The organism is Paraclostridium sp. AKS73 (assembly GCF_025671395.1).
Classification (GTDB): Bacteria; Bacillota; Clostridia; order Peptostreptococcales; family Peptostreptococcaceae; genus Paraclostridium; species Paraclostridium benzoelyticum.
This window is the reverse complement of sequence record NZ_JAIXHU010000049.1, coordinates 1-21,056: the sequence shown is the minus strand read 5'-3', so window position 1 is coordinate 21,056 and position 21,056 is coordinate 1. Positions and strand designations below refer to the sequence as shown.

Annotated in this window: 29 protein-coding genes and 2 pseudogenes; 20 read left to right on the top strand and 11 right to left on the bottom strand. The window is 26.6% G+C overall.

What is annotated here, in order from left to right:
* Positions 1 to 445, top strand: a 445-nt coding sequence (locus LEQ07_RS17920; protein ID WP_263331721.1) for a hypothetical protein, incomplete at its 5' end; no start/stop codon positions are given.
* Between the two features lie 9 nt (positions 446 to 454).
* Here LEQ07_RS17920 and LEQ07_RS17915 read toward each other — a convergent pair.
* Together LEQ07_RS17915 and LEQ07_RS17910 are read right to left on the bottom strand one after the other, a co-directional pair.
* Positions 455 to 928, bottom strand: a complete 474-nt coding sequence (locus LEQ07_RS17915; protein ID WP_263331720.1) for a glycosyltransferase — start codon at positions 926 to 928, stop codon at positions 455 to 457.
* 33 nt (positions 929 to 961) lie between these two features.
* The gene (locus LEQ07_RS17910; protein WP_263331719.1) at positions 962 to 1,567 is read right to left on the bottom strand and encodes an MGDG synthase family glycosyltransferase; all 606 of its coding nucleotides are present in this window, start codon (positions 1,565 to 1,567) and stop codon (positions 962 to 964) included.
* Positions 1,568 to 1,661: 94 nt separating this feature from the next.
* Between LEQ07_RS17910 and LEQ07_RS17905 the strand changes: the two genes are divergently transcribed.
* From LEQ07_RS17905 to LEQ07_RS17870, 8 genes are all read left to right on the top strand, one after another.
* The gene (locus LEQ07_RS17905) at positions 1,662 to 2,039 is read left to right on the top strand and encodes a hypothetical protein (protein ID WP_263331718.1); all 378 of its coding nucleotides are present in this window, start codon (positions 1,662 to 1,664) and stop codon (positions 2,037 to 2,039) included.
* An 11-nt stretch (positions 2,040 to 2,050) separates the two neighbouring features.
* Positions 2,051 to 2,515, top strand: coding sequence for a hypothetical protein (locus LEQ07_RS17900; protein WP_263331717.1), 465 nt, complete (start codon positions 2,051 to 2,053; stop codon positions 2,513 to 2,515).
* 44 nt (positions 2,516 to 2,559) lie between these two features.
* Positions 2,560 to 2,994 carry a hypothetical protein gene (locus LEQ07_RS17895; RefSeq protein WP_263331716.1) on the top strand — a complete coding sequence of 145 codons (435 nt, stop codon included), beginning with the start codon at positions 2,560 to 2,562 and terminating at the stop codon, positions 2,992 to 2,994.
* Between the two features lie 19 nt (positions 2,995 to 3,013).
* Positions 3,014 to 4,045, top strand: coding sequence for a M42 family metallopeptidase (locus LEQ07_RS17890; protein ID WP_263331715.1), 1,032 nt, complete (start codon positions 3,014 to 3,016; stop codon positions 4,043 to 4,045).
* 291 nt (positions 4,046 to 4,336) lie between these two features.
* Positions 4,337 to 4,648, top strand: a complete 312-nt coding sequence (locus tag LEQ07_RS17885; protein ID WP_046823994.1) for a PadR family transcriptional regulator — start codon at positions 4,337 to 4,339, stop codon at positions 4,646 to 4,648.
* 13 nt (positions 4,649 to 4,661) lie between these two features.
* A complete protein-coding gene (locus LEQ07_RS17880) occupies positions 4,662 to 5,378 on the top strand; it encodes a DUF1700 domain-containing protein (protein ID WP_046823993.1) in 717 nt (238 codons plus the stop codon).
* Positions 5,371 to 6,144 carry a DUF4097 domain-containing protein gene (locus tag LEQ07_RS17875; protein ID WP_263331714.1) on the top strand — a complete coding sequence of 258 codons (774 nt, stop codon included), beginning with the start codon at positions 5,371 to 5,373 and terminating at the stop codon, positions 6,142 to 6,144. Before LEQ07_RS17880 ends, LEQ07_RS17875 begins: the two co-directional genes overlap by 8 nt.
* Positions 6,145 to 6,164: 20 nt before the next feature.
* Positions 6,165 to 6,368 (top strand): hypothetical protein, encoded by a 204-nt coding sequence (locus LEQ07_RS17870; RefSeq protein ID WP_263331713.1) that lies wholly within the window; start codon positions 6,165 to 6,167, stop codon positions 6,366 to 6,368.
* 31 nt (positions 6,369 to 6,399) lie between these two features.
* On the opposite strand, the gene LEQ07_RS17865 is transcribed toward LEQ07_RS17870, so the two are convergent.
* Both LEQ07_RS17865 and LEQ07_RS17860 read right to left on the bottom strand, forming a co-directional pair.
* Complete coding sequence (locus LEQ07_RS17865; RefSeq protein WP_021429692.1) at positions 6,400 to 6,588, bottom strand: hypothetical protein; 189 nt, start codon at positions 6,586 to 6,588, stop codon at positions 6,400 to 6,402.
* A 104-nt stretch (positions 6,589 to 6,692) separates the two neighbouring features.
* On the bottom strand, positions 6,693 to 6,908 hold the full coding sequence (locus LEQ07_RS17860) for a hypothetical protein (RefSeq protein WP_046823991.1): 216 nt from the start codon (positions 6,906 to 6,908) through the stop codon (positions 6,693 to 6,695).
* A gap of 574 nt (positions 6,909 to 7,482) precedes the next feature.
* Here LEQ07_RS17860 and LEQ07_RS17855 point away from each other — a divergent pair.
* The 3 genes from LEQ07_RS17855 (at position 7,483) to LEQ07_RS17845 (ending at position 9,159) form a co-directional block, all read left to right on the top strand.
* A complete protein-coding gene (locus LEQ07_RS17855) occupies positions 7,483 to 7,746 on the top strand; it encodes a hypothetical protein (RefSeq protein WP_263331712.1) in 264 nt (87 codons plus the stop codon).
* A gap of 76 nt (positions 7,747 to 7,822) precedes the next feature.
* Positions 7,823 to 8,347 (top strand): hypothetical protein, encoded by a 525-nt coding sequence (locus LEQ07_RS17850; protein WP_263331711.1) that lies wholly within the window; start codon positions 7,823 to 7,825, stop codon positions 8,345 to 8,347.
* Between the two features lie 113 nt (positions 8,348 to 8,460).
* Entirely contained in the window at positions 8,461 to 9,159 is a 699-nt protein-coding gene (locus LEQ07_RS17845; RefSeq protein WP_052952099.1) for a M15 family metallopeptidase, read from the top strand.
* A gap of 29 nt (positions 9,160 to 9,188) precedes the next feature.
* On the opposite strand, the pseudogene LEQ07_RS17840 reads toward LEQ07_RS17845, so the two are convergent.
* Both LEQ07_RS17840 and LEQ07_RS17835 read right to left on the bottom strand, forming a co-directional pair.
* A pseudogene (locus LEQ07_RS17840) lies at positions 9,189 to 9,506 on the bottom strand (YlbF family regulator).
* A gap of 186 nt (positions 9,507 to 9,692) precedes the next feature.
* Positions 9,693 to 10,307 (bottom strand): GNAT family N-acetyltransferase, encoded by a 615-nt coding sequence (locus LEQ07_RS17835; RefSeq protein WP_046823988.1) that lies wholly within the window; start codon positions 10,305 to 10,307, stop codon positions 9,693 to 9,695.
* 460 nt (positions 10,308 to 10,767) lie between these two features.
* On the opposite strand from LEQ07_RS17835, the pseudogene LEQ07_RS17830 reads away from it, so the two are divergent.
* Together LEQ07_RS17830 and LEQ07_RS17825 are read left to right on the top strand one after the other, a co-directional pair.
* A pseudogene (locus LEQ07_RS17830) lies at positions 10,768 to 11,615 on the top strand (amidase domain-containing protein).
* Positions 11,616 to 11,759: 144 nt separating this feature from the next.
* A complete protein-coding gene (locus LEQ07_RS17825; protein WP_263331710.1) occupies positions 11,760 to 12,182 on the top strand; it encodes a CBS domain-containing protein in 423 nt (140 codons plus the stop codon).
* Between the two features lie 20 nt (positions 12,183 to 12,202).
* Here the strand turns inward: LEQ07_RS17825 and LEQ07_RS17820 are convergent, their stop codons facing one another.
* Positions 12,203 to 12,958 (bottom strand): peptidylprolyl isomerase, encoded by a 756-nt coding sequence (locus LEQ07_RS17820; protein ID WP_021429681.1) that lies wholly within the window; start codon positions 12,956 to 12,958, stop codon positions 12,203 to 12,205.
* A gap of 321 nt (positions 12,959 to 13,279) precedes the next feature.
* Entirely contained in the window at positions 13,280 to 13,507 is a 228-nt protein-coding gene (locus LEQ07_RS17815) for a hypothetical protein (RefSeq protein WP_263331709.1), read from the bottom strand.
* 201 nt (positions 13,508 to 13,708) lie between these two features.
* Between LEQ07_RS17815 and LEQ07_RS17810 the strand changes: the two genes are divergently transcribed.
* Complete coding sequence (locus tag LEQ07_RS17810) at positions 13,709 to 13,966, top strand: TIGR03905 family TSCPD domain-containing protein (protein WP_021429622.1); 258 nt, start codon at positions 13,709 to 13,711, stop codon at positions 13,964 to 13,966.
* A 49-nt stretch (positions 13,967 to 14,015) separates the two neighbouring features.
* Here LEQ07_RS17810 and LEQ07_RS17805 read toward each other — a convergent pair whose 3' ends face one another.
* The gene (locus LEQ07_RS17805) at positions 14,016 to 14,468 is read right to left on the bottom strand and encodes a hypothetical protein (protein ID WP_021433602.1); all 453 of its coding nucleotides are present in this window, start codon (positions 14,466 to 14,468) and stop codon (positions 14,016 to 14,018) included.
* 340 nt (positions 14,469 to 14,808) lie between these two features.
* On the opposite strand from LEQ07_RS17805, the gene LEQ07_RS17800 reads away from it, so the two are divergent.
* The 5 genes from LEQ07_RS17800 (at position 14,809) to LEQ07_RS17780 (ending at position 19,332) form a co-directional block, all read left to right on the top strand.
* Positions 14,809 to 14,997, top strand: a complete 189-nt coding sequence (locus LEQ07_RS17800; RefSeq protein WP_053831568.1) for a DUF1858 domain-containing protein — start codon at positions 14,809 to 14,811, stop codon at positions 14,995 to 14,997.
* 139 nt (positions 14,998 to 15,136) lie between these two features.
* Positions 15,137 to 16,408, top strand: coding sequence for a SulP family inorganic anion transporter (locus LEQ07_RS17795; protein WP_081949203.1), 1,272 nt, complete (start codon positions 15,137 to 15,139; stop codon positions 16,406 to 16,408).
* A gap of 183 nt (positions 16,409 to 16,591) precedes the next feature.
* A complete protein-coding gene (locus LEQ07_RS17790; protein ID WP_046821731.1) occupies positions 16,592 to 17,044 on the top strand; it encodes a hypothetical protein in 453 nt (150 codons plus the stop codon).
* A 107-nt stretch (positions 17,045 to 17,151) separates the two neighbouring features.
* Complete coding sequence (glpK, locus tag LEQ07_RS17785) at positions 17,152 to 18,690, top strand: glycerol kinase GlpK (RefSeq protein WP_046821730.1); 1,539 nt, start codon at positions 17,152 to 17,154, stop codon at positions 18,688 to 18,690.
* Positions 18,691 to 18,765: 75 nt separating this feature from the next.
* The gene (locus LEQ07_RS17780) at positions 18,766 to 19,332 is read left to right on the top strand and encodes a hypothetical protein (RefSeq protein WP_046821729.1); all 567 of its coding nucleotides are present in this window, start codon (positions 18,766 to 18,768) and stop codon (positions 19,330 to 19,332) included.
* 64 nt (positions 19,333 to 19,396) lie between these two features.
* On the opposite strand, the gene LEQ07_RS17775 is transcribed toward LEQ07_RS17780, so the two are convergent.
* The gene (locus LEQ07_RS17775) at positions 19,397 to 20,164 is read right to left on the bottom strand and encodes a hypothetical protein (protein ID WP_263331708.1); all 768 of its coding nucleotides are present in this window, start codon (positions 20,162 to 20,164) and stop codon (positions 19,397 to 19,399) included.
* A gap of 78 nt (positions 20,165 to 20,242) precedes the next feature.
* Positions 20,243 to 21,010 carry a peroxide stress protein YaaA gene (gene yaaA / locus LEQ07_RS17770; protein ID WP_046821727.1) on the bottom strand — a complete coding sequence of 256 codons (768 nt, stop codon included), beginning with the start codon at positions 21,008 to 21,010 and terminating at the stop codon, positions 20,243 to 20,245.
* Positions 21,011 to 21,056: the final 46 nt, after the last annotated feature.

Sequence of the window (21,056 nt, the reverse complement as noted above, 5' to 3'; positions counted from 1 at the left end):
TATATATAATATATATTGTTTAATAATTACTTCTATAGTTATAGTGATATTAAACTTAGTAGATAGAAACATATTTAAGCAAATATACATAGATATATTAAAAATCCTTAATTTCAGTCAAATTCAAATCATAAGCTCAATCAAAAAAAATAACTTATATAAAGAATTTTATAAGCTTACATCAATTGTAATTATCCATATATTAATGTTAATTTTAGTAAAATCTCATTCAGTATTTAGCTCAGGAAAAACCGGATATTTGAACAATTTAAATATTGAAGCTTCAATATGTATTATATTTTTTATTGGAGAAGCTGTGCTAATTTCTAAATTTATAAAGAGCACAAAATATATATTAACTAAAAGTAATATAAAAAATATTAAATTTGGTACAAATGGATCAAAGATAATAAATATTAATAAATATAAAAATATTAATAAATAAGGGACTATTTTACAAAGTCCCTATTAATTGTGTAACAAAAGATGCAATTTTATTATAATCTATAGAATTTTTAAAATTTATTATATTGTCTACCATGAAGTTTATTCGATCATTTAACCTTTTATCAACTAAAGCATCTAATAAGTTTTTTAAGTCATCTTCATCGTTATATACAATGCCTATACCTTTATCTATTATAAATCGAGCATTTTCTATCTCTTGTCCAACTTTAGGAAGCATGACAACTACCGGAATTTCACTTTTTATAGCTTCAAATAAAGTTGCACCACCAGGTTTTGTTATCAATAATGTATGTTCTTTTAATAAAGATGGCATATTTGTTACAATCCTAAACATTAATGTTTTTAAGAGGTTTTTTTCTGTCAATTTATCATAAAGTTTTTGATTTTTACCACAGACTATAGTTACTTCTAATGCATCTTCATTTAAGTTTAACAAATCATCTATGTAGTAAAAAATCATCCTCCATATCAAATAAACCTCTACCACCACCAACTATAAGTAATTTATGTTTTTTGAATGCGTTTTTTTCTGAGTTATGCTCAAATTCTTTTTTACAGGAACGCCAGTTACTTTAACTATATTAGGGTTTATACCTTTTTGTACATATCTATTTTTTATTTCATGAGAAGCCACAAAATACATGCTAGTAGTTGGATAAATCCATTCAAGACTATCGACAACATCTGTAACTACTGTAATAGTTGGAACTTTAAACTCAGGATTTTTAGTTTTGAAATAATCAACACAAGTACATGCCATAGGAAACGTTGAAATTATAAGATCTGGATTAGTTTCCAATATATACTGAGACAATTTTGGAGTATACATTTTATAAGCTATATCATGTCTAGAATCAAATGATTTTTTTAAATAGTAATAATAATTGTATAATCCAGGTGTATATTTTGTATTAGCCTCATAAAGCTTAACAAGTGGTTTGTTCATTTTTGGAACACTTGCACTTATAAAATTTTGGATAACAACTTTATATGAAGGCTGTTCTTCAAGTATGTACTCTTTAATAGCATTAGCAGCACTTATATGTCCGGCCCCAAATTGAGCTGTAAGAATCAATATTGTTTTTTTGGTGTTATTCAATATATCACCTCTTTTTTAAAATTTAATTAATGATAGTATTATACATTTATATAAATATTAAATCAATTATATATTATATGTATGGAGGTAATGGATGGAAGGAATTGATACAAAAGAAAAAGGAAATGATTATAAAAATTTTGAATTGATGGATTCATTTAGAATAGTAATATATTCTATTTGTGGAGTTTTTATATTTTTTATACCAATAAATTTAAAAGGATCTACAAATACAATTATATACCACTTATATTTTTTTATTCAAGACAAGTATATAGAATTAATTAAGTTGTATTTATTTATAATGGTATCTATAGGATCTATATTACCTATAGTTAAGCATAAAGAAAAGGAATATGATGCATTTAGCAATATAATAAAGTGTATAAAACCTGTAAGTATATTATTTATACTTATAATTTTTCTAAAATCGAATTTAGAGCATACAATAATAGTAGCTTGCTATTTATGAGGGATTTTTTATTGAAATCAGTTATTGTTTTATCAATAAGTTCTTTATTTTTACCTTTTATAACAGAATATGGGTTATTGGAAATTTTCGAATCATACTTTCAAAAATATACTAAAAAAACTTTTAAACTAAGTGGAAAATGTGTATTAAATATATTAGTGTATTTATTTGTAGATATATTTAGTGGAATGTTTATGACTAGTCAGTTATATAAAAAAGGAAGGCTTAGACAAAATGAAGCGTGTATAATGGTTTCTTGTTTTTCTTTTACTAGTATTTTAAATTGTTACTATTTAGCAGATGAATTAAATTTAAAGTCTGTAGCATTTACTATTTTTATGGTTATAAGCTTATCATTAGGTGTAAATTTTTTAGTATGTAGGATATGGCCTTTAAAAATTAAGAAAAAACTTATTTATACAAAAATTCTTATAAAGAATGTAGCTTTAAAAAGGATAAATTTAAAAATGCAATAAGGAGACATTTATCTACTAAAAAAAATAATAAATTAATATATTACATGTTTGAAAATTTTAAAGAATCATTTAATATAATTATGACAATATTACCCAATTTAGTTATAATTATATTTGTAGGAGAGTTTTTAATAAATAATACAGGATTGATTGACACTATAGGTGAAATTACTTATCCAATTATAGAACTGCTTAAACTACCATCAAAAGTTCAAATAAATGAAGCTTTATGCTTAGGTATGTTTAATGGAGGCAGGTATATAGAATTTATAAATAATGATATAAAAGATATATCTGGTCTTATAATATTTATAATATCTATAGTGCAAACGATATCAATCAGTACTAATATGGTATATGTAAGTAGTACTGATATTCCCATTAAAAAAATTGAACTTTTAGCCATTGGGATAGAAAAAATATTAATATCTCTAACAATAATTTATTTATTTTACTATTTAATTATAGGAAACTTATAAAAATAGGGAGGTTTAGGTTATGGAATATAAATCAGAGTTAGTAAAAAAATATTTAACAGAAGTGTTAAATATACCAAGTCCATCTGGTTATACTCAAAATATAATGGAGTATATAACAGGAGTTTTAAAAACTTTAAATGTAGAGTATAAGGTAACAAATAAAGGGGCTGTAGTTGCCACAATAAAAGGTGACGATGATGAATATCAAAAGACTTTATCTTGTCATGTAGATACATTAGGAGCTATGGTAAAAGAAGTTAAAGGAAATGGAAGATTGGCATTAACTCAAGTTGGTGGATATATGATGACTTCAATTGAGGGTGAATGTTGTAAAATACATACCAGATGTGGAAAAGTTTATGAAGGTACTATCCAAACTATAAAACCATCTGTTCATATACACTCTGATTGTAGAGAACTTCCGAGAGTTCCAGCCAACTACGAAGTTGTTATAGATGAGCAAGTTTGTTCTAAAGAAGATACTGAAGAATTAGGAATAGAAGTAGGAGATTTTATATCTTTTGATCCTAGACTTAAGATAACTGATTCTGGATTTGTAAAATCTAGACATTTAGATGACAAAGCTTCAGTTGCAGCAGCTTTATATGTTATAGAGTATTTAAAACTTGTTGGAATAAAACCCAAACATACTGTAAACTTTTTCTTCAGTAATTATGAAGAGGTTGGACATGGATCATCAGCAGCTGTACCAGAAAAAACTAGAGAGTTTATAGCTATAGATATGGGATGCCCAGGAGAGGGTCAAAACTCAACTGAATACGATGTATGTATATGTGCAAAAGATTCAGGTGGACCATATGATTATGAGTTAACAAATAGGCTTATTCAAATTGCAAAAGATAATAACATAGGATATAAGGTTGATACTTACCCTAATTATGGATCAGATGCAGGTGCTATGCTAAAAGCTGGATATGACGTTAAAACAGCTTTAATAGGTGCTGGAATATTTGCATCTCATGGGTATGAAAGAACTAACTTAGAATCTATTATAGAAACTATAAAATTAGTAACAGAATACGTTAAATAATAAAAGTTAAAAAGTCGTACTTTTCGTAAGTTTTAATTAGTGCCACTATCTAAATTTCCTCCATACAGGCTTAAAAGCATGCCTGTAAATGTCGGTTAAATTTAGATAGTGGCACTTAAACTTTCTGATAAAGTACGACTTTTTTTATGAGAGGGAGTAAGAGGAGGGGAATAAAAAATTTAACAAGGTATTGTGTAACACACAGTAGTGTGCTATTATATGATTATGACGATGATTAAACAAGGTACTGTATAAAGCATAGTAGTTATTTTTATAGAAAGGATGGAGTAAATGAATACACAATTCAAAAAAGGTGTTTTAGAGATATGTGTTCTAGCTCTTATATCTAAAAAAGATATGTATGGATATGAAATAGTTCAAAACATTTCTAAGGTTATAGAAGTGAATGAAGGAACTATATATCCTTTACTTAGACGTTTGACTAAAGAAGAGTATTTTGAGACATACATACTAGAATCAAATGAGGGGCCAGCTAGAAAGTATTATAAGATAACGGGGTTAGGTAAAGAAAATTTAATAAATCTTATAAAAGAGTGGAAAAACTTTACTAATGCAGTAGATTATCTTATTAATTTAGATTAAGGAGGTACTAAGGTTGAATAAAAGAGAATTTTTAGAAATATTAAAAGATTATTTATCTAATCACTTTTCTGATGATGAGGTCAATGATATATTAAGAGATTATGAAGAATACTTCATAGATGGCGAAATAGAAGGGAAAAGCGACTTGCAAATTATAGAATCACTAGGATCGCCTAAGTCTATAGTTAGAGATTTAGTAGGTGAAATGAAAGAAAGTAAAATTAATGATAGTAACAAAAAATTTGATAAACTTCATGATGGTATAAATCAAGTCAAAATAAGGCTAAAAGATAGTTACTATAAAACTAAAGATGTTATAAATAATAAGTTAACTCCAAATTTAAGAAATGATGATGAGGGATTATCAACAAAACTTATAAAAGTACTACTAGCTTGTTTGAGCTTTGGATTAATGTGTATTTGGGTTTTATTTATATTAATGATGGCAAGTGCAGGTTTAACTATTGGGGCGTTAAATATAGCGTTTATTGCTTTGTTAGGGACTTCAGGACCGTTGTTTGGATTAGATAGTTCTATAGCTGCGCTTATAATATTTTCGAGTATAGGAATTATAGGGTTTGATATATTGGTAGTACAGGTTTATATATACATTATGAAGTTAGGCAAAAAAATATATAAGCAATATATAAACTGGTTAAGAAACAAGAAAAAATATATACATGCAAAAGAAAATAAAATAAATTATAAAGGAGATGATATAGATGAATAAGAAAATAACTATATTTGCAGTTATATTGATTGCTATAGGAATTATAGGGACTATATCATCATCGATAGCTGCAGTACCATTTGCAACTAACTATATAAATGAATGTGCAAAAAAAGCAAGTGAAAAGGTCACGATATATGAAAAGAAAGTTAATGTAAGACAATTAGATATAGACACTAAGAATATAACTGTAGAAGTTAAAAAAAGCAACTCTGATAAACTTAAAATTGTTCAAGTTGGAAGATTAAATAACAATACATTAACCATAGAGAATAAAGAAAATACATTTGATATAAAACAAAATGAAGAAAATAGACATATAGATATGGAAATTCAGGGATTTGGTGATGCTGTAATAAATATGCTAAACTTAGGTTCAAACAAAATAATTGTATATGTTCCAAATAATGTAGATATACAAGCGAAAACTAGATATGGAGATCTAATTATAACGGATAATGATGTATTAAATGAAAAAGTAACTTTTTCAAATGAATATAGTCAAATTACATTACCAAAAGAAGCTAAAACCTTAGAGAACTTAACTATAAGTTCAAACGGAGATATAAATCTAAAAGCTAGTGAAATATTAGGAATAAAGAATATAAATATAAGTACTACTGCAGGAGTATATTTACAATCTATGCCTGATGATGTATTTATTGAAAATATAGAAAAATTTATACCAGAAACATTTAATATAATAGCAACAAAATATTCACCTAGTATAAATATAGAATCTACAATTCCTATTGCAAAAAATTAAATATAGATAATAAAAATGGAATGACGTATTTAGATTTACCTACCGATAAATATAATATAGAATTTAATTTAGATGCATCGGAGAATATACACTTTGAAGATGAACAAGATAATAATCAAGAACCTATGAAAAAATTTAATGGAACCATAAAACAAAATGAAGAAAATCAAAATAAATATAATGTAGATATAAAATCACAAATAATAAATATTAGAAATATTTAAAATAAAAGGAGCTTTAAAAGCTCCTTTTTTATTAGTTATAAGAGTTAAAGTCAGATTTACTTGATAAGTAAGTAGCCATAGCTAACATACCAACTCCTAAAGTGAATTTTGCTTGTTGCTTAACTGCATACTTAGCAACAGGTACAGTTACTTTTCTTGTTTTTGGACTAACTAGGCTAAGTCCTGTTAGAACTGTAGCAGAAACTGCTGTAGCTGTCATCACAGGATGTTCTTTAGCATAATCCTTTATATAGTCAACTGTAGTTTTTGGTTCATCAAAACACTCAAAATTTGTACCACAGCAACATTCATCATAAGGATAGTTTACTTTAGACTCATAGTTGTCTTTTTTTTTACTGTATTTTCTACATCTTCAGCAATTTCATTTGTTTTATCAGCTACATCATGTGCAACACCATTAGCTTTTGATAAAAGTTCATTAGCTTTTTGTTCAGCTTTTTCTATATACTCTTGTCCTTTTTTAGTATAATCATCAATTTGATTATTAATGTTTTCATTATTTATTTTGTTATTATTCAAATTAATCACTCCAATCAACTATAATTTAGTGTTTTGATATAAATTTTAATTCACATATATCTTATGTAATAAAAGAAAATTTATAGTAAGAAAAAATAAGTTTAAAGGTAATTTTTGTATATATTTTAGACATTATTAGTAACCACACAAAGAGACTTTCATATAATTATTATTAAGCATATTAATTTGCTTAGTTAAAATAAAATACAACAAAGGGGTTTTGACTAGCTATGAGTACAATGAGAAAAAGAAAAAATGTTATAATAGCTGTTCTGCAAATATAGGCTGTAACCAAAAAGAAAAAGAGAGCTACTGTGAACCATGTAAAAACCGGTTCATAAAAATGTGAACCAGTAAAAAATTAGAACCAACTTGCTGTCCTCCAGGTCCATGTGATGACTGTGAAATAAAATTTGATGATACATGTGTTAAGCTAGCACAAGAAGCGGAAAGATTATTTAAAAAAGCTTTAGATTGTGAATGCTTAGCTGTAGAGTCATATGAAGAAGCTAAAGAATTTGATAAAAAAGCTAAAGCATTAGAAGCTAAAGCTAAAAAATTAGCTAAAGAGTCTATGGAAAATGAAACAGAAGCTGAAAAACTTAGAAAACAAGCAAATCAACTTTTATGTAAATCGGAAGACCTTTGTGCAAGAGCAAAATGTTTATACAAAGAAGCTGAGCAATCAGGGGATGAAGCAGAACAATATTGCGAAAAAGCTAAATGCTTATATGAAAAGTCTCAAAATGTAAATGAACAAGCAAAATGTCTATATTCTCAAGCTATGAAATGTGATGAAAAGGCTATGAATTGTTATAAAGCTGCTGGGGAAAAATAAAAGAATACGAAGGTAAATCTAAAAAATGTGAAGATATGATGAAAAATGCCAAGAAAAAATTGCTGGATGCTATGAAATGGATGACTGCAAGCCGAAAAAATCTTGCTATGTGGATTTAGGAATAGAAGAACCATGCAAAGAAAAGAAAACATGTAAGCCATGTAAACCAATGCATATATGCAAAGAAGAAAAACAATGTAAACCAATTTACACATGTAAAGAAGAGAAGTCAAGTTGTACATGTGAGCCTAAATATGTAAGTCCAACTTATTGCAAACCTAAAAAGGAAGTAAAACAACCATGTGGATATGAATTTAACTTCTGTAATGGACAAAATAACAATCAAAATAAAGATGAATACTGTGATTTAGACGATATAATGTTAATTAAAGAAGAGGAAACAGGATTATATATAAATCCTATATATAATATGGAACCAATGCAATATATGGGTGAATTTGCAAATAAATATCCATCAATGGATGAACCATATATGTACATGGAAAATATGGGAATGGAAGAAATGCAAGATATGTGGATGAACTATTATATGTATATGCAAAATATGATGAATAATATGATGTATAACTTAGAAGATTAATTAACTAAAAAATCAAAGCTCATAGTTTTTAACTATGAGCTTTGATTTTTTGGCATAAAATAATAATATAATATATGTATAGTTAATTTTAGGTAGAGAAAGGAAAAGTTATAATGTTTTTAAAAAAAATTGTATACGTAGCTATAATTAGTTGCGTGATTTTAGCATGTATTGGGTGTAATACTTCTGATTCAAAGAAAGAGTCTAATAATGAAAAAGTAGCTAAAAAAATAGAGAAAGAAGAATTTAAACCTTTATTTGAAGTTCAAAAAATTCCAGATAATATATATGAAAAGATGATTGGAAATTCTATTCCTGATAAAGACTTTGTTGATAAAAATTCTTTGGATTATTTGAAAATAACATACTATGGATTTGATAATAAGCCGCACATAGGTGATATGGTAGTTAGTAAAGAAGTATCGAAAGAAGTTATAGAAATATTTAAAGAGCTGTATGAAAATAAGTATCCTATAGAAAAAATAAGTCTAATTGATAATTATGGTGCAGACGATGAATTATCTATGTCAGCCAATAATACATCCTCATTTTGTTATAGGGTTGTAGATGGGTCAAAAGTGTTATCAAATCATTCAAAAGGATTAGCTATAGATATAAATCCTCTTATTAATCCTATGGTCAAAAACGGAGATGTAAGCCCTAGAAAAGGTCAAGATTACATAGAAAGAAATGAAAATGTTAAAGGCATGATAACAAAAGGAGATGCATGTTATAATGCATTTACAAAAAGAGGTTGGACATGGGGTGGTGAATGGTCAAACTTAAAAGACTATCAACACTTTGAAAAATAAAAGAGACGTAATCGCCTCTTTTATTTTTTTTATTTAGTTAATTCAGACTCTATTTGTTTATACAAGTTTTCCATCATCGTATTAAAATTCCTATTTGCATTCATATAATTAGAAACTAGAGGATGATTAAAAAATTTATCGTAATCTCTATTTAGCTGACTTATTTTTTGAGGCATCTTCTATTTTATATCTAGAATATATATGGTTTTTCTTTTTACATATTCATCGAATTGTTTTCTTAAAGTCGAATTTCTATCAAGGTCTTTCTTTGCTTTATTCATAGTCTTAAACTCGTTAGTATTTCTTATACACAATGCTAAATCTTTTGCCTTATCATTAATATTCATAAAATACCCCCTTGAAAAGTATAAATTAACTTAATAATATATTATAAAATAAATAATAAGTGTTACTTATCTTTCAAATTAAAGTGTAGCAAAATTAACAATTATGAATAATATATACTATGAAGTACAAAGACATATAAGAACCTTACAACGTGGAAAAAGAGACCTTTATTTCAAAGGTCTCTTTTATATTACATCAGTCATAATGTCACTATGTATGAAATTTTCACTTTCATCACAAGGAAATAAATCTTTTAAAAATATGTTTCTTAAGATCCCATATTCATTTTCTTGTTGAGTTTTGAATTCAAACCCTTTATTTAAAATATTGTTTATGCTATGGATATTATCTACAGCAGCTACTGTTAATATATATTTTTTACGTTGAGATTTAGCTATATCTATTCTTAAATCAAGTAATTTGCTTTGAAGAGAATTACCTCTATACATAGGATGAACCATAACAAAACCTGATATATAAGTGCTTTTAAAGTCTTCTACAGAAACTCCTAAATAAGATAAAAGTTCTAAATCTTTTATGCTAGGGACATCACAAAGAGCACAAGCAATAAGATCTAAACCTACATAACAACCAATTATAAAACCACCATTATCGACGGTTTTTTTTAATGCGGCATGATCTCTATTTTTTAACCAATTTTTATTATCCATAGAATTACTCACTTCTTCGTAGAGTTTTGAGACATCACCAAAATTTTCCTCACTTAAAAAACGAAAATTTGCATATATATTATTAGTAAGAACATTATTTACTTTAGACAGTTTCATTTTTGTTAGCAACTGAGCACCTCTTTCCTTTAATTTAATGTTAGACAATTATACCATAAATTTAATTATATTTGGCTAAAAAAATGTAAAAACTATATAAAATATTATGTTAGCTTTGAAATACTCTATATTCTTAAGATAAAGTCTATTATTTGATAGGAGGAACCAACTTGAACATAAAAAATACAAAAGGCAAAACACTAAGGAGAATATTAGTATTAGCAGGGATTTGTATTATTACTACAATTATTTTAAATAATAAAATGAATTAAAGTTGAATACATTTATAAGAGGAAATGAAGTTGTAAAAATTAATAAAGATCCAGAAAAAGAACAATTTCAACTTTTGCTTGAAAATTTATTTGATCATAGGAATGAGGCTATATTGACTAAAAATGATGATGTTTTGAAAAAATTATATGATATAAATCATAAGTTTGGATTATGGGCATATGAGCAAGAAGTAACTAAAATGAAATATTTACAAAACTGGTCATATAAACAAGGTGTTAAATTTAATGATATAAAAACTAGAGTTAAAATTAGTAAAGTAAAAGAAAAAGAGGAAAATTTATATGGAATTATATGTTCGGTATCTACTGAATATAATTACTCATATGAGAATCAACCGGATATGAAAAATATGTTTAGAATAGGAACATATCATTATCTTAATATGAGAATTGAAGATAATGAATATATAATTACAAAAGAATGGTATACTGACCCATTTGCAGATTCACTTCATCTAGACAACATAAAATCTGACGATATTAGAAATTATATAATGGCTCAAGATAAAAAAGATGTAGACTTAACTAATGAACAGGTTAAAGCAATTGACTATGCACATAGGTATTGTGGAGCTGCAGCGGATGAAGAACATGGAATGAAATTTAATTCAAAATATAAAGACTTCAATCCAGACGGAGGAGATTGTGCAAACTATGCATCTCAAATTATGTTTGAAAGTGGAAGATTTAAGAAAAATGGGACTTGGAATTATGAGGGAACAGATGGTACTAAAGCTTGGGTTAATGCTCAAGGATTTAAAAATTATTTAGTATATAGTGGAAGAGGGTCGTTGATAGGAAAAGGCTCGTACGAAGAAATTTACAAGCTAGCATATGGTATGACTCCTGGAGATATAGTTGCTTATGAAAAAATGGTAGAATAACTCATGTATCTACTGTAACTGGAGTTGACTCAAAAGGATATCCACTTGTAACGTGTCATAATACTGATAGATTATTAGTTCCTTGGGATTTAGGTTGGAGTGATAAATCAATAAAATTTCATTTAATAAAAGTTAATTATTAATATTGAAAGAGCTATTTTTATTTAAATAAAAATAGCTTTTTTAATTAGAAATAAAATCTAATTTATTCAAATCTTATTAAATATATGATAAAATATGGATAGATATGTTTTTAAGTTTATACTACTTAATAGGAGGTGTAGTATTTGAATATACTATTTTTTATAACACCCAAAAGTGAAGTAGCATATATATATGATGACTATACAATGAGACAGGCATTAGAAAAGATGGAGTATCATAGATATTCTGCTATACCTATTATAAATCGTGAAGGTGCGTATGTAGGAACTATTACAGAGGGGGACTTACTATGGTATCTAAAGAATGACTTAAATTTAGAATTAAAAGCCATAGAAGATGTATATGTATGTGATGTAAAAAGAAGAATGGACAATAAACCTGTATCTATAAATGCTAATATAGAAGATTTAATATCTAAATCTATGAACCAAAACTTTGTGCCAGTTATAGATGATCAAAATATTTTTATTGGGATAATTAAGAGAAGAGATATAATTGAGTATTGCTATAAAAATATAAATCATAAAAAGATAACTAATGTTTAGCCATTAGTTATCTTTTTTTATTAGTCGTTTAATTTTACTAAATTATTATACTTAGCTTTTAAGTCATTTATTTTTGAAGAGTAAACTTCATTTTGTTTTTGGTACATTAAGCTTTTAGCTATTTCTTCCTTAACTTCATCAAGTTCAGATTGACCACCTTCGTGTCTATCTTCTACTTTTATTAAGTGATATCCGAATTGAGTTTTAACTGGACCTTGTACGTCGCCTCTATTCATATTAAATACAGCTTCTTCGAACTCAGGAACCATTTGTCCTCTAGGGAAAGTACCTAAATCTCCATCAGCATCTTTAGATGGGCAAGAAGAATGCTCTCTAGCTGCTTCTTCGAATGATATTTCATTACTATTTATTTTGTTTAATAAGTCATTAGCTAATTCTTCAGTATCAACTAATATATGTTTAGCAGATGCTGTTTCAGGTTTAACAAATTTAGTTTTGTTAGCTTCATAGAAGTTAGCTATTTCTTCATCAGTTAATTTAACAGATGCTAAAACTTTATTTATAGAATATTGTTTTAACATATTTTCTTCTATTCTTTTCATTTCAGCTTTGAAGTTTTCGTCATTATGTAAATTTTCGTCTTTAGCTTCAAGGTAGAATAACTCTTGATTTACTAAATCTTCTAGTAATCTTTTTTTACCTTCTTCTGTATTAAATTGCATAGCTTGGTATGGGTCTAAGCTTTTTAAAGCATTCTCGATATCAATATTAGTTATTTCTTTTTCACCGATAGTGGCTAAAACTGTTCTTTCCATTATAATAACTCCTTTTTATTTGATTATTAATAGTATTTTACTACTAAGATAAATAATATCAAAAAATACTAAATATGTCTAATATTTCAAAAAACTAATAATTTTAGTATCTAAGAAACATAAATAGCATTAAAGCAGATGCTAGTATACCAACAACGCCTTCTTCAAGTTTGTATTTATAAACTTTTAATATAGAAATATACATATATGTAAATAATAATGATAGCTTAATTAAAAACCACATAATACTAATAGGGAATATATAGTAACTTAATGTGGAGAAAATAAATGATAAAAGCGTTGAAATTTTATAAAAAACTTCTATCTTTTTTCAAAATTATTTGAAGTTTTCATATAAATTACATAACTAATAATATATATTATACAAACTGAACTATATGCAATAAAAAAGTATATTGCTATTTTATTAAATTTATAATCTGTAAGGATTATTCCTATAAACCAAAACATAACCCAAAACATAAGAAATAAAAATTTAAATAAATTATTAAATAAGTTTAGTTTGTTTTCTTTTAATACATCACTCATAAGTATCACATCCTAAAAGGTAATCTAATAGATTATATACACAATCTATCTAATATATTCAGAGCAAATATAGCTATTATTATAATTATAACTACTAATTGATATATATAAAATATAAATTATAAAAAAATATTTAAAATCCTCATAAATTATACTGTTTATAAATAAATATGTATAAAATATTAAAATAAGGTGATGTGTATGTATAGATATTATACTAGTGGTGTTTGTTCAAAATCAATTTTATTAGACATAGAAGGAGATATGTTAAAAGATGTAATATTTGAAGGTGGTTGTGCAGGGAATTTAATAGGAATTAAAAATTTGATTGAAGGAAAGAATATTGATGAAATTATAGAAGCATTTGAAAAAATTCCATGTAAAAATAGAGAATCATCTTGCCCAGATCAGCTTGCGAATGCGCTTAAAATATATAAAAAGTATGTATTAAAAGAGTAATATAAAAAAGCTTCTACATTAATTCAGTAGAAGCTTTTCCTTTGAAAAATTATTTAGTTACAACGATTGCAATTTTTTCATCTTTATTATAACTTATTTGAACTAATTGGTTCTTTTTAACTTTCTCTAACTCTTCGCCACCATATTTTATTTGTAACTTATCAACTCTTTTACCTTGTTTTATTATAGCTACATATTCTTTTTTACCTTTTTTCTCAAGGCTTATTAAATTTCCAACAAAAGGTTTGAAGTTTTGATATTTGTCACCTTGTTTTTTGATGTAAAAATAAGTACCAACAGCGATAACAAGTACGATTCCGAATAATACCCAACCATTAACTTTAAAGTATATACCTGTCATCCAAACAACTAACATTATGATCATAGGAATAATACTCTTTTTAAGTAATAATTTCCCCATTATTTCATTAGCTTTTTTTTCAGGGCCAGACATTGTTTTAGATCTAGCGTATGATGATGCGAATTTGTCTTTTAAGCTCATATTAATCCTCCTAGATTATTTCAAATTTAAATTATGATAACAAGTTATGCTTGAAATTTAAAATATATTTATAGTATGTACAAGTTTCACAATTAAATTTATATTCAAGCAAGCATAAATATATAACATATTTTATCATAAAAACATTAAAAAGAAAATAAATGGGAATGTAAAATTTTAATGTAAAATAAAATTTTACCATAATAAAGATTTTCATGATTTTAATTATTAACAAAAAATTAAAAATGTAACGTATGTTACGGAAAAAGTTAAAAATATTATAATATTAAGATATAATAAAATTAGAAAAATACGAACTATTATTAAAGGAGAATTTAAAATGAAAATAGATAAAAATACCTTAATAGGAGATTTAATTAATAAAAAACCAAACTCAGTAAATATTTTAATGTCTTACGAAATGGGTTGTTTAGGTTGTCCTTCAGCACAAATGGAAACTTTAGAACAAGCTGCATATATACATGGTATAGATTTAGAAGAATTACTTCAAAAACTGAATGAAATTTAAGAAATACGAAAGATACTTCGATTGCGGAGTATCTTTTTTGTTTTTAACACAAATTTTAAAAATTATGTATGGACTTTATCAAAAAATAGGATTAATATATTAAATGTTGCAATATTTAGTTTTGGAAGGAAGTGTTTTCGTGTCACCAAAGTTATTTAAAATGATTAAAGATAATGAACTTACTAAAGATCAAGTTGGAAAAGATATAATAGCAGGTATAATAGTTGCTATAATAGCTTTACCACTTTCGATAGCATTAGCTATATCTTCAGGAGTATCACCAGAGAAAGGTCTTATAACTGCTATATTTGCAGGGTTTGTAATTTCTCTTCTAGGTGGTAGTAAGGTTCAAATAGGAGGACCTACAGGAGCATTTGTTGTAATTGTTTATGGAGTAGTTAAAACTTATGGAATAACTGGACTTATAACATCTACAATGATGGCAGGAATTATATTAGTAGTTATGGGACTACTTAGATTTGGATCTTTAATAAAATATGTACCACAAACAATTACAGTAGGATTTACAAGCGGAATAGCAGTAACATTACTTACAACTCAATTAAAAGATTTTTTTGGATTTAAAATAGCGGATGTGCCAGCAGAGTTTATAGGCAAAGTTGAAAGCTATATACAAAACATATCTACTTTTGATATAGCATCATTTCTAATAGGTCTATCTTGTATTTTAATTTTAGTTTACTGGCCTAAGGTAAATAAAAAGATTCCAGCTTCAATAATAGCGCTAATAGTTTCTACATTAGCTGTAAATTTATTAAACTTGCCAACAGACACAATAGGTACTAGATTTAGTGAAATATCATCTTCAATACCTAAGCCACAAATACCACATATGGATGTAAAAACAATTATAAACTTAATAAATCCAGCACTTACAATTGCACTATTAGGGGCTATAGAATCACTACTTTCTTGTGTAGTTTCAGATAATATGATAGATGATAAACATGATTCAAATATGGAACTTGTAGCACAAGGATTAGGAAATATAGCATCTTCTTTATTTGGAGGAATTCCTGCAACTGGAGCTATAGCAAGAACTGCTGCAAACGTAAAAAATGGGGGTAGAAGCCCTATATCAGGAATGGTACATGCTATAACATTATTACTTATAATGGTTATTCTTATGCCTTTTGCAAAGCTAATACCAATGACGACTTTAGCAGCTATACTTATTATTGTTTCATATAATATGGGAGAATGGTCTCATTTTAAGGAACTATTATCTTCAAGTAAATCAGATGTTTTAGTACTACTTATAACTTTTACATTTACAGTAGTATTTGACTTAGTATTTGCTATTGGAGTAGGTATGGCAGTTCATTATGTATTTAAATTTATAAAATCTAGACAAGAAAAAGACGAAGAAGAAGAATTAGAAGCTGCATAATAAAACTTTAGTAAATAGTTATTTTCTTTGCATAATTGTCAAAAAAGGCAATATAAAATGCTACGTTAATAATTATTTATTAAAATAATTCTTTTAAAAGCATGAATTAATATATTAATTCATGCTTTTTTGTATAAAATGGGGAACACTAAAGAGTATAATATTGAGATTTTGGAGGATGTAATGAAAAAATTATTATTTTTATTGTGTTTAATGATGGTATTTACTGTTGGATGTTCTAAGGAAGTTGTTGAAAATAGAGTTGAAGTTGAAAAAACAATCCCATCTGGAGTTGAGGGGGATATAGGTAAGGGAAGTATAATAGTTACTACTCATGTTTCAAATTCAGAAGATGGTTCTATCCCTACTATATATATAGATGATAAAAAAGGTTTAGGACAAATTGGAGTTAGTTCGAAAGACTTTGATGATTCTAGAGCAAGTTATATATATATAGATGGAAAGTTAAATACAGTTGAAAAGCTAGGGAAAGAAAGTTCTGTTACGTTAACTATATGTGATAATGATTTAAAAGAGGGCAAACACAAAATTGAAGTTGTTCAATTTGATAATGATAAAACAAATGGAACTCCTATAACTTACAAAAAATGTGAATATGAAATATATATCAGATAAGTTGTTTAAAAAATAACTTTATTTAAAATTATTGTAGTAGGTTTGTTTTATTGCTAATATTTACTTAAAGAACAATATGTTAACAAAGTAACTTAAGGAGAAGTATTATGGAAAAGAAATATATAATAGCATTAGACCAAGGAACTACTAGTTCAAGGGCAATATTATTTGATAAATATGGCAATATAGTTTCAACTGCACAAAAGGAGTTTACGCAAATATACCCAAAGGCTTCTTGGGTTGAACATAATCCTATGGAAATTTGGGGAAGTCAAAGTGGTGTACTAAGAGAAGTTCTAGAAACATCTTTTATAAGACCTGATGAAATTGCAGCAATAGGTATAACAAATCAAAGAGAAACTACAATTGTATGGGACAAAAATACGGGTAAACCTGTATATAATGCTATTGTGTGGCAATGTAGAAGAACAGCAGACATATGTGATAAGTTAAAAGATAAAGGTTTAGAAGCCACTATAAAAGAAAAAACAGGACTTTTGGTAGATGCATATTTTTCAGCTACTAAAATAAATTGGATTTTAGAAAATGTAGAAGGTGCAAGAGATAAAGCTGAAAACGGAGACCTTCTATTTGGAACTGTAGATACATGGCTTATATGGAATTTAACGAGAGGAAAAGTTCATGTTACAGATTATTCAAATGCATCAAGAACAATGCTTTTCAATATAAAAGATTTGAAGTGGGATGAAGAAATTCTAGGTGAATTAAACATACCAAAGAGTATGTTGCCTGAAGTTAGACCATCTAGTGAAATTTATGGATACACAGATTCAGAAATGTTAGCTGGTGCACAAATACCTATAGCGGGGTGTGCAGGAGATCAACAAGCTGCATTATTTGGGCAAACATGTTTTGAGCAAGGTAGTGTTAAAAATACTTATGGAACTGGGTGCTTTTTATTAATGAACACAGGTGATACGATAGTTGAATCAGAAAAAGGATTATTGACTACTATAGCGTGGGGAGTAGATGGAAAAGTTAACTATGCTTTAGAAGGAAGTATATTTGTTGGAGGAGCATCGATTCAATGGCTAAGAGATGAACTTAGACTAATATATGATTCAGGACAATCGGAATACTATGCAAATCAAGTTCAAGATACTAATGGAGTTTATGTAGTTCCTGCATTTACAGGGTTAGGGGCTCCTTATTGGGATATGTATGCTAGAGGAGCTATATTTGGATTGACAAGAGGAGCAAAAAGAGGGCATATAGTTAGAGCTACATTAGAATCTATAGCATATCAAACAAAAGATGTTTTAATGGCTATGCAAGAGGATTCTAAAATGCAGTTAAAATGCCTTAGAGTTGATGGAGGAGCAAGTGCAAATAATTTTTTAATGCAATTCCAATCAGATATATTAAATGTGAATATTGATAGACCTAAAATAATAGAAACTACAGCTTTAGGGGCTGCATATCTTGCAGGTCTTTCAGTAGGCTTTTTCAAAAGTGTAGAAGAAATAAAAGAAAAATGGGAAATAGACAAGGAATTTACACCTAGTATGGATGATAGAAAAAGAACTATTTTATATAAAGGATGGAAAAGAGCAGTTGATAGAACTCTCTTATGGGCTAAAGAAGATGAAGAATTGGCGAATGAATTAAGCAGTATAAACAACTAAAAATATATAAAATATTTCTATATTTGATTCATATAATTAAAATAGATGTTATATGTAAAATATGGAGGTATGAATATGAAAAAGTTTAAAAAAATTGTTTGCTTAATATTTATATGTATGTTTGTTTTAAGCGGATGTAACAACAAGGTTGATGTTAAAGGTGATAATAAATCTGACATACAATTATCTAGTAATTTAAAAAATGATAAACGAAATGAGGAAAAAAACTCAAAAGCTTATGACGCTAAAATAATAAGTATGGATTCTAATACGAGTGAAAAGAAAATAATAAGTGATATCAAAATCGATGATAATTTATCTATGAATGATAAAATAGGTATAATTATTAAAGAAGTATCAAAATTACAATTTAAAAATGCTCCAATAGAGTTAATTAAAATAGAGAATAATATAGCTTACATAAATATTAAAGAAGATAAAGAAAACAAATTGTGGAGTAGTAAATTTTTTCAAGGAAGTACAGGAGCTAGTATAACAAGTTATACAATTGTTGAAAGTTTACTTCAACGAGATTATAAAGGTAAATGGATTGATGGGATATACATTACTTATGAAGGAAAAACAAATGTAGAGTTTGATCATATAGACGTTGACTTCTTTGGGAGTGTAATAAAAAGATAATAAATCAATTAAGAAGGTAACTATAAAAATTTTATTCCTAAAATTATATAGTTACCATTTTGTTTTACTTGTTTTTTAATAAACAATTTTCGTTTAATAATTTAAATCCATAATCCTTTGTTAACACTTCAATTAATTCGTCATAATTGTATTTAGGATAATTTATTATGCAATACTTAGTATCGTCCTCTAATTTATCGAATTCATTATAAACGTCAAATGTAGTAGACATTTTAGCCATATCATCTCTAAGTTTATCCATATCAACTAATATATGAGCAAATTCAAAATCAAGAGTTTCATTAGCTATCATATCAGCAATTGTGCTCAATAAGCTTTCCTTGTTTTTAAATTCTATTTTTATTGAATTATTTTTATATTTATCTAACTTAATTGATAGTTCGTTTAAATAACTATCTAAATCATTATTCACAAAGTTTACAAAACCTTCTTGGCTAAATAATGATTGAATATCTGATATTAATAAATTGTTCATATGATCTTCCCAAAGTAAAAGTCCGAATTTAGAATAACTAGAGTCAGATACAGGCTCTCCTTTATAGTTTTCAAATCTTGGATGAAGTCTGTCATGATGTTTTGATATTGATACTCTAAATAAGTTACCTTCATGATCTGATGGGATACAGTTTATAATAAACTTATCTAAATCACTTCCAATGAAAACTTGTTCACTTAAAAGTAGTTTTTTTGTTTTATCTAAATTTTCTTTTGAAAAATCTATGTTTTCATTACTTACAGCCATTCTAAAAATAATTTCTTTATATGTTTTATTTAATATATTATTTAACTCTTGTGTGTAGTTATACTTCATAGTCAGAAACCTCCAAATTATAAGTCAAATGATATATACCCAAAATAATACTTTTTAATCTAAAAACAATAATTGTTACTATCTAGTAAATATTATTGAATTACTATCAGATAAATGTGCATTAAAAGTATATCCATCGTAATTAAAGTTTTTAATACCTTCTATAGAATCTATTTTGTTTTTAATTATGTAGCTAGTTAGGTGACCCCTAGCTTTTTTTGAGTAAATACCTATAACTTTATAAGTATTACTACTTTCTTTGAAGTCTTTAAACTCTACATTTACAACTTGAAAATCTTTAGATAGTTTTTTAAGATTTATAGATTTAGAATATTCATTTGATGATAAATTAAGCAAAGTTTTATTTTCCTGATTATTAAGTTCATTATAAACATAATCAGTTATTTTTTCTTTCCAAAATTTATACAAGTCATTTCCTTGTTCATTTTTTAATTTAGATTTCATTTCAAGTCTATAAGATTGTATCATATCTAAAGGTTTTAGTACACCATACAAACCTGATAAGATTCTTAAATGAGCATTTGCAAATTCAAAGTCTGACTCATCAAATTCATTTACTTTAATGCAATTAAACACTTGGCCATCAAAAGCAAGTAAAGCTTGTAAGTATTTGCTAGATTCAGTACCTAACGTTTGATATCTATCAAAATTTAAATTAGTTAAGTCATCGCTTAGACCCATTAAAGCGCTTATTTCATCTCTATTTAACTTTTTTAAAATAGATATAAGATACTTAACTTCAGACTTGAAAAAAGGAGTAGAAGACTTGATATTAGTGTTTATATCAAAATTCATAGTTGTTGCGGGAGAAATTATTGTTATCATTGAAAATCACCTCGAAAAATAATTTATATAATATATATATCAATAA

What these genes read in the sequence shown, in the direction of transcription:
- LEQ07_RS17845 (WP_052952099.1), top strand. Translation starts at nt 8,461, where the DNA reads ATGTTTTTAAAAAAAATTGTATACGTAGCTATAATTAGTTGCGTGATT.
- glpK (WP_046821730.1), top strand. Translation starts at nt 17,152, where the DNA reads ATGGAAAAGAAATATATAATAGCATTAGACCAAGGAACTACTAGTTCA.
- yaaA (WP_046821727.1), bottom strand. Translation starts at nt 21,010, where the DNA reads ATGATAACAATAATTTCTCCCGCAACAACTATGAATTTTGATATAAAC.
- LEQ07_RS17885 (WP_046823994.1), top strand. Translation starts at nt 4,337, where the DNA reads ATGAATACACAATTCAAAAAAGGTGTTTTAGAGATATGTGTTCTAGCT.
- LEQ07_RS17905 (WP_263331718.1), top strand. Translation starts at nt 1,662, where the DNA reads ATGGAAGGAATTGATACAAAAGAAAAAGGAAATGATTATAAAAATTTT.
- LEQ07_RS17875 (WP_263331714.1), top strand. Translation starts at nt 5,371, where the DNA reads ATGAATAAGAAAATAACTATATTTGCAGTTATATTGATTGCTATAGGA.
- LEQ07_RS17815 (WP_263331709.1), bottom strand. Translation starts at nt 13,507, where the DNA reads ATGAGTGATGTATTAAAAGAAAACAAACTAAACTTATTTAATAATTTA.
- LEQ07_RS17790 (WP_046821731.1), top strand. Translation starts at nt 16,592, where the DNA reads ATGAAAAAATTATTATTTTTATTGTGTTTAATGATGGTATTTACTGTT.
- LEQ07_RS17890 (WP_263331715.1), top strand. Translation starts at nt 3,014, where the DNA reads ATGGAATATAAATCAGAGTTAGTAAAAAAATATTTAACAGAAGTGTTA.
- LEQ07_RS17805 (WP_021433602.1), bottom strand. Translation starts at nt 14,468, where the DNA reads ATGAGCTTAAAAGACAAATTCGCATCATCATACGCTAGATCTAAAACA.
- LEQ07_RS17780 (WP_046821729.1), top strand. Translation starts at nt 18,766, where the DNA reads ATGAAAAAGTTTAAAAAAATTGTTTGCTTAATATTTATATGTATGTTT.
- LEQ07_RS17850 (WP_263331711.1), top strand. Translation starts at nt 7,823, where the DNA reads ATGGATGACTGCAAGCCGAAAAAATCTTGCTATGTGGATTTAGGAATA.
- LEQ07_RS17810 (WP_021429622.1), top strand. Translation starts at nt 13,709, where the DNA reads ATGTATAGATATTATACTAGTGGTGTTTGTTCAAAATCAATTTTATTA.
- LEQ07_RS17870 (WP_263331713.1), top strand. Translation starts at nt 6,165, where the DNA reads ATGACGTATTTAGATTTACCTACCGATAAATATAATATAGAATTTAAT.
- LEQ07_RS17895 (WP_263331716.1), top strand. Translation starts at nt 2,560, where the DNA reads ATGTTTGAAAATTTTAAAGAATCATTTAATATAATTATGACAATATTA.
- LEQ07_RS17800 (WP_053831568.1), top strand. Translation starts at nt 14,809, where the DNA reads ATGAAAATAGATAAAAATACCTTAATAGGAGATTTAATTAATAAAAAA.
- LEQ07_RS17775 (WP_263331708.1), bottom strand. Translation starts at nt 20,164, where the DNA reads ATGAAGTATAACTACACACAAGAGTTAAATAATATATTAAATAAAACA.
- LEQ07_RS17855 (WP_263331712.1), top strand. Translation starts at nt 7,483, where the DNA reads ATGGAAAATGAAACAGAAGCTGAAAAACTTAGAAAACAAGCAAATCAA.
- LEQ07_RS17820 (WP_021429681.1), bottom strand. Translation starts at nt 12,958, where the DNA reads ATGGAAAGAACAGTTTTAGCCACTATCGGTGAAAAAGAAATAACTAAT.
- LEQ07_RS17915 (WP_263331720.1), bottom strand. Translation starts at nt 928, where the DNA reads ATGATTTTTTACTACATAGATGATTTGTTAAACTTAAATGAAGATGCA.
- LEQ07_RS17865 (WP_021429692.1), bottom strand. Translation starts at nt 6,588, where the DNA reads ATGACAGCTACAGCAGTTTCTGCTACAGTTCTAACAGGACTTAGCCTA.